Consider the following 13,823-nt stretch of genomic DNA (forward strand, 5'->3'; position numbering starts at 1 on the left):
CAGGGGGGCTGGGGGTGGGTGGTGGTCAGGTGCGGGTGCGTTGGGTGATGGCGACGCAGGCGAGGACGGCGAGGGCGCCGGCGACGGTCGCCGGGCCGAACCGCTCCCCCAGCAGGAACCACGCCCACACCAGGTTGAGCAGCGGCTGGGTGAGCTGTGTCTGCCCGGCGCGCGCGATGCCGCCGAGGGCCAGCCCGGCGTACCAGGGCAGGAAGCCGAGGAACATCGACACCACCCCCACGTACGCGAACCCGGCCAGCGCCTCCACGGACGGCTGCAGGGGCGTGGTAGCGGCGAGCACGGCCGTCACCGGGACGGTGAGCGGCAGCGACAGGACGAGGGCGCGCGAGATCACCTGCCAGCCGGGGGTGTCGCGGGACAGCCGGCCTCCCTCGGTGTAGCCGACGGCGGCCGACAGCAGGGCGCCGACGAGGAGCAGGTCTGCCCAGGCCGCGTTCGCGGTGCCCTGCCCGCGGGTGAGGGCGAAGGTGGTGATGGCGGCCGCGCCGGCCGCGCAGGCGGCCCAGAACAGGGGACGCGGTCGCTCACCGGCGCGCAGGACGGCGCAGGCCGCGGTGGCGGCGGGCAGCAGGCCGATGACGACGGCGGAGTGGGCCGTCGAGGCGCCGAGGTCGAGGGCCAGGCCGCTGAAGACGGGGAACCCGAAGACGACGCCCAGGGAGATCAGGGCGTACGCGGGCCACTGGTCGCGGGGCGGTAGCAGTGGGAGGCGGGCGGCCTTGAGGCAGGCGAGCGCTATCGCCCCGGCGAGTACGGCCCGGCCGATGGCGACGAACCACGGATCGAAGCCGCGCATCGCGTAGACAGTGGCGGGGAGGGATCCGGAGAAGGCGAGTACCCCGAGGAATGCCAGGGCGGTGCCCTTCCTCCGGTCACCGGCCGGCGTCGCGGCGGTGGGGACCGCTATCGGAGTGGCGACAATAGCGCTATCATTTCTCCTCATGGACAACGATAGCAGTATCGCCCAGATCGCCGCGATACTGCGTGACGAGGTGGCCCGGCTGCGCCCCGGCGACCGCCTGCCGTCCAGCCGGGAGATCATGCGGCGGCACAACGTCAGCCCCGTCACCGTGTCGCGGGCCATCGGCCGGCTGGCCGCCGAGGGCCGGGTGGTCACCAGGCCGGGCAGCGGCGCCTACGTCACCCATCCGCCCGGGCGGCCCGCCGAAGCCGCCGACCTGTCGTGGCAGACCGTCGCCCTGGGCGACCGGGTCGTGGACGAGTCCGCGGTGGTCAAGCTGCTCAGCGCCGCTCCCGAGGGCGTGGTGCCGCTCACCGGCGGCTACCTGCATCCGGGGCTGCGGCCCGACCGGCAGCTCGCCGTCGCGGCGGCGCGGGCCGTGCGCCGGCCTGACGCCTGGGCGATGCCGCCGCTGAACGGGCTGGCGGAGCTGCGCCGGTGGTTCGCGGCGGAGGCGGGCGGCGACGTGACGGCCGGCGACGCGCTGATCGTCTCCGGCGGCCAGGCCGCGCTGACGCACGCCTTCCGGGCGCTGGCCGCTCCGGGGACGCGAGTCCTCGTGGAGACGCCGACCTACCCGGGGGCGCTGGCGGCCGTCAAGGCGGCCGGCCTGCGGGCGGCGGCCGTGCCGATGGACCGTGACGGCGTGCGGCCCGACCTGCTCGCCGAGGCGTTCGCGGTGACGGGCGCGCGGGTGTTCCTCACCCAGCCGACGCTGCACAACCCGACGGGCGCGACGCTGCCGCCCGAGCGCCGCCGCCAGGTGCTCCAGGTGGCGCGGGAGGCGGGGGCGTTCGTCATCGAGGACGACTTCGCGCGCCACCTGACCAGCGAGGCTCCCCCGCCGCTGGTCTCGATGGATGCGCACGGGACTGTCGTCTACATCGCCTCGCTCACCAAGATCGTCTCACCGAGCATGCGGGTGGCGGCCGTGATCGCGCGCGGGCCCGCCGCGCACCGGCTGCGGGCCAGTCAGCTCGTCGAGTCGTTCTTCGTGGCCAGGCCGTTGCAGGAGACGGCGCTGGAGTTCCTGGGCTCGCCAGGCTGGCGGCGGCACGTGGAGGCCGTACGGAGCGAGATCATGATCCGTCGCGACACCCTGACCGCCGAGCTGGCCCGGCGGCTGCCTGCCGCCGAGCTGCACCTGCTGCCGCGCGGCGGCATGCACCTGTGGGTCCGGCTGCCGCCGGAGGTGGACGAGGACGCGCTGGTCGAGGCGGCCCAGCGCAACGGCGCGCTGGTCAGTCCCGGCCGGATGTACTACCCGTCGGAGCCGCCCGGGCCCCGGATCCGGGTGACGCACATCGCGGCCACCCACCTGCCCGAGCTGGTGGAGGGGGTACGGCGGCTCGGCGAGGCCCTCGATCAGGTGCTGGCGAAGACCTCGTAGTGGTCCACGGTGACCTCCCGGTCGACGAGGAAGGAGTCGTCCTCGGGATAGAACACCGCCCGGCCGGGATCCTCCCCCGCGAACGCCCGGACCGCGTCCCACGACTCCCAGAACGTGATCAGGAAGAACTCGGTCCGCTCTCCCGCCTCGCGCCGGGTGAAGTACGCGCCCTGGTTGCCGGGAGTCGCGGTGTACTCGGCGAAACCCGTGCGCATCAGATAGTCCTCGTATGCGGCGGCGTCGGCCGGTCGCGTCCAACCCCGCCAGGTTCGTACGATCATGGGAGCCATCATGCTGCAACCGGCCATTGCCATACAGTGGTGACATGCTGGCGCCTGCCGAGACCGTGCGCGACTTCCTCAACACCTACGACGTGGAGGCCGACGCCGACGAGCTGGCCTCGCCGGCGGAGCTGGCGGTGTGGTTGCGCGAGCACGGCCTGACGGGGCCGGGCGACCGCGCCTGCGACGACGACCTGGCCACGGCGGTCGCGCTCCGCGAGGGGCTGCGCGCCGCGCTCCGGGGCGATCCCGCCGACCTGCCCGTCCTGCCCCTCCGGGTGACGACGGGCGACGCAGCGCACGCGAACGACGAACGGCGGGCAGACCAGGCAACGCACGCGGGGGACGGCCCACGGACCAGCCACGCAGCGCACGCGGGCGACGGCCCACGGACCAGCCACGCAGCGCACGCGGGGGACGGCCGACGGGCGGGCGACGTGGGGCGGGCGGAGGGAAGGCCGCGGCTGGCCCCGATCGACGGCGGTGTCCGGGGCGCGCTGGCCGCGATCGCCGCCGCCACGGCGGGCGCCTCGTGGGATCGGCTGAAGGTCTGCGCGGAGGTCACCTGCCAGTGGGCGTTCCTCGACGCCTCCAGAAATCGATCACGGTCGTGGTGTTCCATGCGGGTCTGCGGCAACCGCACCAAAACACGCGCTTACCGGGCGAGGAAGCAGGGTTCGCGTCCTCCCCAAGGTCCAAACACCGATACGGTGTAACTCGTGCCTTGTGGCATGAACGGCAGGCGAAGGAGCGGGCCGAGATGGCAGACGTAGGCGTCCGGGCGGCCCGGCGCGAGGATGTGCTCCAGGTGGCGAATGTTCAGGTTCGTGCCTGGCGCTACGGCTATCGGGACTTCCTCCCCGAGGGCCCTCTGGAGCAGATGACCGGCCCGGCGGCCGAGAAGATGTGGCTGCGGCAGTGGGACGAGGCGATCGTCGCGCCGCCCACGTCGCGGCACCGGGTGCTGGTCGCGGTGGAGACCATTCTCGACACCGAGGGCTTCCCCGCGCTCGGGGCGGGCGGCAGTGCCGCCCTGGCGACCCCGCGTGGCGGTGAGCGGGTGGTCGGGCTGGCCTCCCACGCTCCCGCCGAGGATCCCGATCTCGATCCCACCGAGGTGGCCGAGATGCTGACGCTGCTGGTAGATCCCGACTTCGTCCGGCGCGGGCACGGCAGCCGCCTGCTCAACGCCACGGTCGACCACCTGCGGGACGACGGCTACCGGCAGATCGTCACCTGGGTGTTCGCCGACAACTACGCCGTGCTGGGCTTCCTGGAGTCGGCGGGCTGGGGCGAGGACATGGCCGAGCGGGTGCTCGACATGGGCCGCCCGATCCGCATGATCAGGCTTACCACCGACATCAGCTAAGGACTGCTTCAAGATGGCAACCCCCGGCCAGTGGATCGCCGGCGCGCGCCCGCGCACCCTGCCGAACGCCGTCGTGCCGGTCATGGTCGGCACCGGCGTGGCGATCGGCGAGGGCTCTTTCGTGTGGTGGCGGGCGCTCGTAGCCCTGCTCGTCGCGCTGCTGCTGCAGATCGGCGTCAACTACGCCAACGACTACAGCGACGGCATCCGCGGCACCGACGACCAGCGGGTGGGTCCCATGCGCCTGGTCGGTTCGCGTGCCGCCGAGCCCCGGCAGGTGCTGGCGGCGGCGCTGGGCTGCTTCGCCGCCGCCGCCGTGCTGGGTCTGACGCTCGTGCTGGCCACGCGTGCCTGGTGGATCCTGCCGGTGGGCGCGGCGGCGATCGCCGCCGCGTGGTTCTACACGGGTGGCAGAAGTCCCTACGGCTACCGAGCGCTGGGCGAGGCGGCGGTGTTCGTCTTCTTCGGCGTCGTGCCGGTGACCGGCACGACGTTCGTGCAGACCGAGCAGCTCTCGTGGGCGGCGCTGGTGGCCTCGATCCCCGTCGGACTGCTGTCGTGCTCGATGCTCGTGGTCAACAACCTGCGCGACGTGGGCACCGACGGCCCGTCGGGCAAGCGCACGCTGGCGGTGGTGCTGGGCGCGGAGCGCACCCGCCGGCTGTACGCGGCGTGCCTGGTCGTGCCCCTGGCGATCGCCGTGGCGATGACCCCGATGGCGCCGCTGGCCGCGCTGGCGGTGCTGGCGGGGCCGCTGGCGATCGTGCCGGTCAAGACGGTGCTGCACGGCGCGGTGGGTCCGGCCCTGATCGGCGTCCTGCAGCAGACGGGCAAGCTGCAACTCGCCTACGGCCTGCTGTTCACCCTCGGCCTGGCCCTCAGCCTGTAGGCACGCGCCTCACGGGCGGAGCACCAGCTTGCCGGTGGTGCGGCGCGCGGCCAGGTCCTCCAGGGCCCGTCCGGCCTCCGTCAGCGGGTAGGCGCCGCCCACCAGGGGCCGCAGGCGGCCGGCGACCGTGAGATCGAGCAGGTCACGCAGTGGTTCGGTCACTCCCGGCAGATGCAGCGAGCCGCCGAGCCAGTAGCCCGCGACCGCGATGTTGCGCTGGGTGAGCAGTCCCGGGTCGACGGGCGCCGGCGGCTGTCCGGACGAGCTGCCGTAGGTGACCAGCCGTCCGAACGGGGCCACGGCCGCCAGGGCCGCCTCGAAGACGGGGCCGCCGACGGCGTCCAGCACCACGTCGGCCGCGCGTCCGCCGTTGGCCTCGGCCACCCGTTCGGCGTACCCGTCGGCCTCGCCGGACACGGCCGCGTCGGCTCCCAGCTCCAGCACCAGGGCGCGCTTCTCCGCCGTCGAGGCGGTGCCGATCACCCTGCCCGCCCCGAACTCCCTGGCCAGTTGCACCGCCAGGTGGCCGACTCCGCCGGCGGCGGCGTTGACCACGACCGTCTCCCCGGGCGAGAGCCGGGCCACCGAGCGGAGCAGGTGCCAGGCCGACAGTCCCTGGACGAGCAGGGCGAGCGACTCTCCCGCGCCCAGGTCCTGCGGCACCTCCACCGGCTGCTTGACGATCGCCTTGGACGCGTACGCCTCCTGCGCGAATCCCATGACCCGGCGCCCGTCCGCGGTGCGGCCCACCACCTCCGATCCCGGCACGAACGGCGGCGGCGTCGCCCGGTAGCTGCCCTCCAGGCGCTTGACGTCGGCGAAGTTGACCCCGGCCGCCTCGACGTCCACCAGCGTCTCACCCGGGGCGGGCACCGGGTCGGGCACCTCGGCCGGGACCAGCACCTCGGGGCCGCCGTGGCGGATCGCTTGCATCACTCTCATGCCTCCACGCTACGAAGCCCGCTCCCGTCCAGGGAGGTGGTGACGTCGCTGCGTGGAGGACTTTGCATGAAAAGTCCTCATATATCGTCACTGTCGTGAAGTCCAGCGACCTGAGCGCCGCCGAACTGCGGGTGATCGTGGCCGCGGCCGGAGAAGGCAGCGTGTCCGGGGCCGCGGTGCGGCTGCGGCTGACGCAGTCGGCGGTGTCCCACGCCCTGCGCGGCGCGGAGCGCAAGCTCGGGACGGTGCTGTTCCGGCGGGGCCGTCACGGGGCCACCCCCACGCCCGCCGGGGAGGCCGTCGCCGGGCACGCCCGGCGCATCCTCGCGATGATGGGCGTCAAGCGGGCGGAGGCCGCACGCGCCGCGGGAGGGCACGCGACGGGTGCGATCCGGGTGGCCGCCTTCCGCGGCGCGGCCCTGCACCTGCTGCCGTCCGTGCTGGTCAGGTTCGGCCGGCGCCACCCGGGGATCACCGTGGACGTGCGGAGCGTGCCCGACCTCGGCCGGGGCGTGGCGGGTGAGGTGGCCGACGGCCGGGCCGACGTGGGGCTGGTCACCCTGCCGGTGCACGTCGAGGGGCTGGTGTGCCGGGAGCTGTTCGCCGAGCCGTACGTGCTGGCCCATCCGGCCGGCCATCCCGACCCGCGTTCGTTGCCGATGATCGGCTGGCACGAGAACTGCTCCGCCGCCACGCGGCGGTGGCTCGCCGGGCAGGACTGGATCCCGCCGGGCGACATGACCGTCGAGGACGAGGGCGTGGTGCTGTCGATGGTGGCGCACGGCCTCGGCGCGGCCATCCTGCCGCGGCTCAGCATGGCCGGGGCGCCCGCCGGGGTCGCGGTGGCCGGGCTCGGCGAGGAGCCGCCGGTGCGGCGGGTGGGGTACGTGACCACGCGGGAGATGGCCGCCTCCGCCGCCGTGCGTGACCTCGTGCGTGAGCTGCGCTCCACCGGGCCGGCCGGGCGCGTCGGAGCCGGGTGACCGGGCGCGTCGGAGCCGGTGACCGGGTGCGTCAGAGCCGGGTGACCGGGTCCGCGTCGCCGGTCCGGGCGCTCATGACCACGCGGGGGGCCACCTCGATGCCCAGCTCGCGCTCGTGCTCCACCAGCGCGCGCAGCTCGGGCCCCCACTGTCCCTCGGGCAGCACCGTGAAGCCGTGCCTGGCGTACCAGGGCGCGTTCCACGGCACGTCGCGGAAGGTCGTCAGCGTCACCGCAGGGGCGCCGCTCGCCGCCGCATGGTCGAGCACCGCCGCGACGAGCCGGCCTCCGATGCCCTGCCGCATCCGGTCGGGACGGACGGCCAGCTGGTCGAGGTGCACGTTGCCGTCGGCCCGGCCGACCAGCGCGAACCCGGCCGGCGGCACGCCGTCGACCAGCACCGAGGCGGCGTCGGTCACCTCCTCGATCTGCGTCGTGCCCGGCGGGAAGGTGATGCCGACCTGCTCGAACAGCCCGTCGGCCGCCAGCTCGATCGCCACCAGATCCGGAAGTTCGGCGTGTTCGGCCCATCGCACCACGGCGACACGTTCTCATGCCGGGCCCGTGGGACGCATCTGGATTAGTGTGCTGATCGTGCGGCTCGGCCGTGCGGCGCCGAGAACCCCTCCTCACCTCGTGCCCACCACCTCGTCCTGAGGTCGTGGGCACGTCGTGTCTCAGAGGTCGAGCAGGGCCTCCAGGCCGACGGTCAGGCCCGGCAGCTCGCGCACCCGCCGCACGCCGAGCAGCACGCCCGGGGTGAACGCGGCACGGCTCATCGTGTCGTGCCTGATCGTGAGGGTCTCGCCGTCGCCGCCGAGCAGCACCTCCTGATGCGCGATCAGCCCGGCCAGGCGTACGGCGTGCACGCGGACTCCGTCGACGTCGGCGCCGCGGGCGCCGTCGAGGGCGGTGCTGGTGGCGTCGGGCATGGCGCCCGCGCCGGCCTTGGCGCGGGCCTCGGCGACCAGCTCGGCCGTACGGCGGGCGGTGCCGGAGGGGGCGTCGGCCTTGTTCGGGTGGTGCAGCTCGACGATCTCGACGGACTCGAAGTAGCGTGCCGCCTGCTGCGCGAAGTGCATCATGAGCACGGCCGCGATGCCGAAGTTGGGCGCGATCAGCGCGCCGGTGCCGGGAGAGTCGGCCAGCCAGCCGCGCACGGTGTCGAGCCGGGCGGCGTCGAAGCCGGTGGTGCCGACCACCGGGTGGATGCCGTGCCCGATGGCCCACCGGAGATTGCCCATCACCACGTCGGGATGGGTGAAGTCGACGACCACCTCCGCGCCCGCGAGCCCCTCGATGCTGTCATCCTTGTCGAGCGCGGCCACCAGCTCCAGGTCGGAAGCCGCTTCGACCGCCTTGCACACCTCGACGCCCACGCGGCCGCGCGCGCCGAGAACACCTACCTTGATCACACGGTCAACCCTATACGGCGACGCCGCGTGAACCCACCCGAGGGCCCGCGCGGCGCGTGCGCACGTCAGACGATGGCGCCGGAGAAGTCCTTGTCGCCGTACGGGCCGATCACGGCGAGCGTGAGGGGCCGGTTGAGGACGTCGGCGGCGACCTCGGCGACCTCGTCCGGGGTGACCGCCTCGATGCGGGCGAGCACCTCGTCCACCGACAGCAGCTCGTCGTAGACCAGGTCGTTCTTGCCGATGCGGGACATGCGCGAGCCGGTGTCCTCCAGGCCGAGGACGAGCCCGCCGCGCATCTGCCCCTTGCCCCGCATGATCTCGTCGGCCGACAGGCCCTCGCTGACCACGCGGGCCACCTCGTCGCGGCAGATCTTGAGCACGTCGTCGATCTTCGACGGCAGGCAGCCGACGTAGATGCCGAACTGCCCGGTGTCGGCGTAGGCCGAGGTGTAGCTGTAGGCGGAGTAGGCCAGGCCGCGCTTCTCCCGGATCTCCTGGAACAGGCGCGACGACATGCCGCCGCCGAGCGCGGCGTTGAGCACGCCGAGCGCGAAGCGGCGGTCGTCGGTGCGGGCCATGCCGGTGGTGCCGAGGACCAGGTTGGCCTGCTCGGTGGGCCGGTCGAGGACGCGTACGCCGGAGAAGGTCTCGGCGCCGGGGCCGCTCGTGCGGGGCGGCTCCGCCTCGGCGGGGCCGCCCAGCGCGCCGGCCCGTTCGTAGGCCCGCGCCACCAGCTCCACGACCTCCTCGTGGCGGATGTTGCCCGCCACCGAGACGACCGTGCGGCGCGGCTCGTAGTAGCGGCGGTAGTACTCGACGATCCGCTCCCGGCCGAGCGCGTTGATCGACTCGACCGTGCCGAGGATGGGCCGCCCGATCGGCGAGTCGCCGTAGAGGGCGGCGGCGAACTGCTCGTGCACGACGTCGGACGGGTCGTCGTCGTGCATGGCGATCTCCTCCAGGATCACGCCCCGCTCCGACTCGACGTCGTCGTCGGTGATGAGCGAGCTGGTCACCACGTCGGCGAGCACGTCGACCGCGACCTTGAGGTCCTCGTCCAGCACCCGCGCGTAGTAGCAGGTGTACTCCTTGGCGGTGAAGGCGTTGATCTCCCCGCCGATGCCCTCGATGGACGCCGAGATCTCCATGGCGTCACGCGTGGGCGTGCCCTTGAACAGGAGGTGTTCGAGGAAGTGGGTGGCCCCCATGTGCTCGGGGGCCTCGTCACGCGAGCCGATGCCGACCCACATGCCGACCGCGACGCTGCGCACGGTCGGCATGGTCTCGGTCACCACGCGCAGCCCACCGGGGAGGACGGTGCGCTGGACGACCCCGGCCCCGTCGCGGCCGGGGTGCAGCGTAGTTGTCGTGGTCACGAGTTGCGGTCGTCCCCACCCTCGTTGCGGGGCGCGCGCACCCGGGTGCGGGTCCGGCGCGGACGCTCCTCGCGCGGCTTGTCGTCGGCGGCCGGAGCCTCCTCGGGAGCGTCCGCCCGCTCCGGGGCGGCCTCCTTCTCGGCGGCCTCCTTCTCGATGACCTCGACCGGCACCAGCGACAGCTTGCCGCGCTGGTCGATCTCGGCGATCTCGACCTGGATCTTCTCACCGACGCTCATGACGTCCTCGACGTTCTCGATGCGCTTGCCGCCGTGCAGCTTGCGGATCTGCGAGACGTGCAGGAGGCCGTCCTTGCCGGGCATGAGCGACACGAACGCGCCGAACGCGGCGATCTTGACGACCGTGCCGAGGTAGCGCTCGCCGACCTCCGGCATGTGCGGGTTGGCGATGGCGTTGATCGCCGACCGGGCGGCCTCGGCCGAGGGGCCGTCGGTCGCGCCGATGTAGATCGTGCCGTCGTCCTCGATGGTGATCTCGGCGCCCGTGTCGTCCTGGATCTGGTTGATCATCTTGCCCTTCGGGCCGATGACCTCGCCGATCTTGTCGACCGGGACCTTGATCGTGATGATGCGCGGCGCGGTCGGGTTCATCTCCGCCGGGGAGTCGATCGCCTCCTGCATCACCTCGAGGATCGCCAGACGGGCGCCCTTGGCCTGCTTGAGCGCGGCGGCCAGCACGGAGGCCGGGATGCCGTCGAGCTTGGTGTCGAGCTGCAGCGCGGTGATGACGTCCTTGGTGCCGGCGACCTTGAAGTCCATGTCGCCCATGGCGTCCTCGGCGCCCAGGATGTCGGTCAGCGTGACGTAGTCGTCACCCTCGCCGATCAGGCCCATCGCGATGCCGGCGACCATCTCCTTGAGCGGCACACCGGCGTCCAGCAGCGCCATCGTGGACGCGCAGACCGACCCCATCGAGGTGGAGCCGTTGGAGCCGAGCGCCTCGGAGACCTGCCGGATCGCGTACGGGAACTCCTCACGCGTCGGCAGCACCGGGATGAGCGCCCGCTCGGCGAGCGCGCCGTGGCCGATCTCGCGCCGCTTGGGCGAGCCCACCCGGCCGGTCTCGCCGGTGGAGTAGGGCGGGAAATTGTAGTTGTGCATGTAGCGCTTGGTCCGCTCGGGGTTGAGCGTGTCGATGACCTGCTCCATGCGCAGCATGTTGAGCGTGGTGATGCCGAGGATCTGGGTCTCGCCGCGCTCGAACAGCGCCGAGCCGTGCACCCGGGGCACCACGTGGACCTCGGCGAACAGCTCGCGGATGTCCTTGGTGCCGCGGCCGTCGATGCGGACGCCCTCCTTGATGACCCGCTCGCGCATGAGCTTCTTCATCACCGAGCGGAAGGCGGCGCTGATCTCCTTCTCGCGCCCCTCGAACTCGGGCAGCAGCTTCTCGCCGGCCAGCGCCTTGACCTTCTCCAGCTCCGCCTCGCGCTCCTGCTTGGCGGCGATGGTGAGGGCGGCGGCCAGCTCGGTCTTCACGGCCGCCTCGACGGCGTTGTAGACGTCCTCCTGGTAGTCGAGGAAGACGGCGTACTCGGCGGTCTCCTTGGCGGCGACCTGCGCGATGCGCGACTGCGCCTCGCACAGCACCTTGATGAACGGCTTGGCGGCCTCCAGGCCCTGGGCCACGGTCTCCTCGGTGGGCGCGACGGCGCCCTCGGCGACCAGCTTGAGCGTGTCCTTGGTGGACTCGGCCTCGACCATCATGATGGCGACGTCGCCGTCGGCCAGCACCCGGCCGGCCACGACCATGTCGAACGTGGCCCGCTCCAGCTCGGGGTGGGTCGGGAAGGCGACCCACTGGCCGTCGATCAGCGCGACGCGCACGCCGCCGATCGGGCCGGAGAACGGCAGCCCGGCGAGCTGCGTGGACAGCGACGCGGCGTTGATGGCCACGACGTCGTAGAGGTGGTCGGGGTTGAGCGACATGATCGTCGCGACGACCTGGACCTCGTTGCGCAGGCCCTTGACGAACGACGGGCGCAGCGGCCGGTCGATCAGCCGGCAGGTGAGGATGGCGTCCTCGGAGGGACGGCCCTCACGCCGGAAGAACGAGCCGGGGATGCGGCCCGCGGCGTACATGCGCTCCTCGACGTCGACCGTGAGCGGGAAGAAGTCGAAGTTCTCCTTGGGCTGCTTGGACGCGGTGGTCGCGGACAGCACCATCGTGTCGTTGTCGAGATAGGCGACGGCCGAGCCGGCCGCCTGCCGCGCGAGACGGCCGGTCTCGAACCGGATCGTGCGCGAGCCGAACGAGCCGTTGTCGATGACGGCTTCGGCGGTGTGGACACCCTCCACGGGGGACCTCCTTGTGGTCGGTCACCCGCGCCCTTTTTTCTCACCGGCACCCTCGTTAGGTGCAGCGCCGGTCTTCGATCGAAGCGCCCGGTCAGATACCGGAAGCCACTACCGAGGACCGGCCCGCAGGCGTCGCGGGTCGCATGGTGCTGAACGGACGCGGGGGCTGTGTGTCTCGGATCTTCAGTTGTATGCCAGGCGCTCACCGCGGTGTGCGGTGACGCGCCGGGCCTCATATGAGAAGGGAGCGGCGCGAGCGCCGCTCCCTTTCATGTTATCGGCGCAGGCCGAGTCGCTCGATGAGCGAACGGTAACGCTCGATGTCGACCTTCTGCAGGTACTTCAGCAGGCGGCGCCGGCGCCCGACGAGCAGCAGCAGGCCACGACGGCTGTGGTGGTCGTGCTTGTGCGTCTTCAGGTGCTCGGTGAGCTCGCTGATGCGCTTGCTCAGCAGCGCGATCTGCACCTCGGGCGACCCGGTGTCGCCGTCGGCCGTCGCGTACTCGGCGATGATGGACTTCTTGGCAGCGGTGTCGAGGGACACGGCTCTCCTTCTGTCTACGGGCACGCGACTGTGTACAAGGAAGCGAACGACCGTGCGTGCCTACAGTCGCCGCAGCGAAGGCCTTCAGGGCAGCGCGCGGCGGCGCCGTCACCGAGCCGACATGTCAGCGTACCACCATGCGCCACGTGCCCGTGTTACTCCGCGTGATCCCGCCTCACGGGGCGACGTACTGGGCGGCGTACTGGGCGGCGTACTCCTCCGACGGGGGGATGGGGGTGATGACGTCGATCAGCACGCCGTCGGGGTCGGCCACGATGAAGTGCCGCTGGCCGAAGTCCTCGCTGCGCAGCTCCAGCTCGGGCCGCAGCCCCTCGCCGGCGACGAGCCGCTCCCACTCGGCGTCGACGTCCGCCACCTCGAAGTTCAGCAGCAGGCCGGCGACGGGCCTGCGGTAGGCGGCGGGCAGCGTGGGGTGGGAGTGGTCGAGCAGGGCCAGCTCGTACGGTCCGCGGCGCAGGCTCACGTACCAGTCGGCCTCGAACGTCACCTCGAACCCCATCAGCCGGACGTAGAAGTCGCGCGACTCGGGGAGCCTCGTCGTGCAGATGACCGGGTAGAAGCTGCTGAGTTCCATGCCTCTCCTTCATTTCACATACCGATGGTATGTGGCGGTACGGTATTGACGTACCATCGGTATGTCAATGTGGGGGCGCGACGATGACGACCAGGGCCGAGCAGCGGCAGCGGACCAGGCGGACCCTGATCGCCGAGAGCAGGCGGCTGTTCGCGGCCAGGGGCTACGCCGCGGTGGGCCTGGCCGAGATCGTGCGCGCGTCGGGCGTGACGAAGGGGGCGCTCTACCACCACTTCGAGGGCAAGACCGACCTGTTCCGCGCGGTGCTGGCGCAGGTGCAGGACGAGGTCGCGGCCCGGGTCGCGGCTGCCGCCGAGGCGGCGGGCGGGCCGTGGGAGCAGCTCAAGGCGGGATGCGCGGCCTTCGTGACGGCCGGGGCCGACCCCGAGGTGCAGCGGATCATGCTGATCGACGGGCCCGCGGTGCTGGGCTGGAACGAGTGGCGGGCCATCGACGAGGCGACCTCCGCCAGGCACCTGGCCGAGGCGCTGGCCGCCCTCGTCGCGGACGGCACCATCGCCGCGCAGCCGGTGGCGCCGCTGACCCGGCTGCTGTCGGGCGCGATGAACGAGGCGGTGCTGTGGCTCGCCCAGTCGGCCGGGCCCGACGACCTGGCCGACACGCTCGCGGCGCTCTCCAGGCTGCTCGACTCGCTCCGGCAGCGCTGAGCGAGCCCGCCGATGATGGGGAGGCGGCGGTCAGGCGCCGCGTCCCCGCGGCGCCGAGAGCCCGCCGAG

15 protein-coding genes are annotated in these 13,823 nt (G+C 72.5%); 6 read left to right on the top strand and 9 right to left on the bottom strand.

Translation table 11 applies throughout. The features are described 5' to 3' along the window. Nucleotides 1-25 precede the first annotated feature (25 nt). Entirely contained in the window at nucleotides 26-964 is a 939-nt protein-coding gene (locus tag CXR44_RS26245) for a DMT family transporter (RefSeq protein ID WP_101788785.1), read from the bottom strand. On the opposite strand from CXR44_RS26245, the gene CXR44_RS26250 reads away from it, so the two are divergent. Beyond that, nucleotides 963-2,372 (top strand): aminotransferase-like domain-containing protein, encoded by a 1,410-nt coding sequence (locus CXR44_RS26250; RefSeq protein ID WP_101788786.1) that lies wholly within the window; start codon nucleotides 963-965, stop codon nucleotides 2,370-2,372. The two genes, CXR44_RS26245 and CXR44_RS26250, sit on opposite strands and share 2 nt — an antisense overlap. Here the strand turns inward: CXR44_RS26250 and CXR44_RS26255 are convergent. Beyond that, nucleotides 2,348-2,653 (bottom strand): antibiotic biosynthesis monooxygenase, encoded by a 306-nt coding sequence (locus CXR44_RS26255; protein ID WP_101788787.1) that lies wholly within the window; start codon nucleotides 2,651-2,653, stop codon nucleotides 2,348-2,350. The two genes, CXR44_RS26250 and CXR44_RS26255, sit on opposite strands and share 25 nt — an antisense overlap. A gap of 44 nt (nucleotides 2,654-2,697) precedes the next feature. Between CXR44_RS26255 and CXR44_RS26260 the strand changes: the two genes are divergently transcribed. From CXR44_RS26260 to CXR44_RS26270, 3 genes are read left to right on the top strand one after another with little or no spacing between them, the layout of a single operon-like run. Then, a complete protein-coding gene (locus CXR44_RS26260) occupies nucleotides 2,698-3,369 on the top strand; it encodes a CGNR zinc finger domain-containing protein (RefSeq protein WP_101788788.1) in 672 nt (223 codons plus the stop codon). A gap of 44 nt (nucleotides 3,370-3,413) precedes the next feature. Continuing rightward, a complete protein-coding gene (locus tag CXR44_RS26265; protein ID WP_180903707.1) occupies nucleotides 3,414-4,022 on the top strand; it encodes a GNAT family N-acetyltransferase in 609 nt (202 codons plus the stop codon). A 13-nt stretch (nucleotides 4,023-4,035) separates the two neighbouring features. Further along, on the top strand, nucleotides 4,036-4,911 hold the full coding sequence (locus CXR44_RS26270; protein WP_101788790.1) for a 1,4-dihydroxy-2-naphthoate polyprenyltransferase: 876 nt from the start codon (nucleotides 4,036-4,038) through the stop codon (nucleotides 4,909-4,911). Nucleotides 4,912-4,920: 9 nt separating this feature from the next. Here the strand turns inward: CXR44_RS26270 and CXR44_RS26275 are convergent, their stop codons facing one another. Beyond that, entirely contained in the window at nucleotides 4,921-5,853 is a 933-nt protein-coding gene (locus tag CXR44_RS26275) for a quinone oxidoreductase family protein (protein WP_101788791.1), read from the bottom strand. 95 nt (nucleotides 5,854-5,948) lie between these two features. Here CXR44_RS26275 and CXR44_RS26280 point away from each other — a divergent pair, with 95 nt between their 5' ends. After that, complete coding sequence (locus CXR44_RS26280) at nucleotides 5,949-6,836, top strand: LysR family transcriptional regulator (RefSeq protein WP_101788792.1); 888 nt, start codon at nucleotides 5,949-5,951, stop codon at nucleotides 6,834-6,836. Nucleotides 6,837-6,867: 31 nt separating this feature from the next. Here the strand turns inward: CXR44_RS26280 and CXR44_RS26285 are convergent, their stop codons facing one another. The 6 genes from CXR44_RS26285 to CXR44_RS26310 all read right to left on the bottom strand — a co-directional run bounded on the left by CXR44_RS26285 (nucleotide 6,868) and on the right by CXR44_RS26310 (nucleotide 13,086). Next, complete coding sequence (locus CXR44_RS26285; protein ID WP_101788793.1) at nucleotides 6,868-7,374, bottom strand: GNAT family N-acetyltransferase; 507 nt, start codon at nucleotides 7,372-7,374, stop codon at nucleotides 6,868-6,870. Nucleotides 7,375-7,512: 138 nt separating this feature from the next. Beyond that, nucleotides 7,513-8,250 carry a 4-hydroxy-tetrahydrodipicolinate reductase gene (gene dapB / locus CXR44_RS26290; protein ID WP_101788794.1) on the bottom strand — a complete coding sequence of 246 codons (738 nt, stop codon included), beginning with the start codon at nucleotides 8,248-8,250 and terminating at the stop codon, nucleotides 7,513-7,515. Nucleotides 8,251-8,315: 65 nt separating this feature from the next. Continuing rightward, nucleotides 8,316-9,629: a M16 family metallopeptidase gene (locus CXR44_RS26295; protein WP_101788795.1), complete on the bottom strand. Its 1,314-nt coding sequence runs from the start codon at nucleotides 9,627-9,629 to the stop codon at nucleotides 8,316-8,318. After that, nucleotides 9,626-11,947, bottom strand: a complete 2,322-nt coding sequence (locus CXR44_RS26300) for a polyribonucleotide nucleotidyltransferase (RefSeq protein WP_101788796.1) — start codon at nucleotides 11,945-11,947, stop codon at nucleotides 9,626-9,628. The genes CXR44_RS26295 and CXR44_RS26300 overlap by 4 nt, the downstream gene beginning before the upstream one ends. Nucleotides 11,948-12,221: 274 nt before the next feature. Continuing rightward, the gene (rpsO, locus tag CXR44_RS26305; RefSeq protein ID WP_101788797.1) at nucleotides 12,222-12,491 is read right to left on the bottom strand and encodes a 30S ribosomal protein S15; all 270 of its coding nucleotides are present in this window, start codon (nucleotides 12,489-12,491) and stop codon (nucleotides 12,222-12,224) included. A 175-nt stretch (nucleotides 12,492-12,666) separates the two neighbouring features. Beyond that, the gene (locus tag CXR44_RS26310; RefSeq protein ID WP_101788798.1) at nucleotides 12,667-13,086 is read right to left on the bottom strand and encodes a VOC family protein; all 420 of its coding nucleotides are present in this window, start codon (nucleotides 13,084-13,086) and stop codon (nucleotides 12,667-12,669) included. A gap of 83 nt (nucleotides 13,087-13,169) precedes the next feature. Here CXR44_RS26310 and CXR44_RS26315 point away from each other — a divergent pair, with 83 nt between their 5' ends. Then, nucleotides 13,170-13,754, top strand: a complete 585-nt coding sequence (locus CXR44_RS26315; protein WP_101788799.1) for a TetR/AcrR family transcriptional regulator — start codon at nucleotides 13,170-13,172, stop codon at nucleotides 13,752-13,754. Nucleotides 13,755-13,823: the final 69 nt, after the last annotated feature.

Source organism: Nonomuraea indica, assembly GCF_002850745.1.
GTDB classification, from domain to species: domain Bacteria; phylum Actinomycetota; class Actinomycetes; order Streptosporangiales; family Streptosporangiaceae; genus Nonomuraea; species Nonomuraea indica.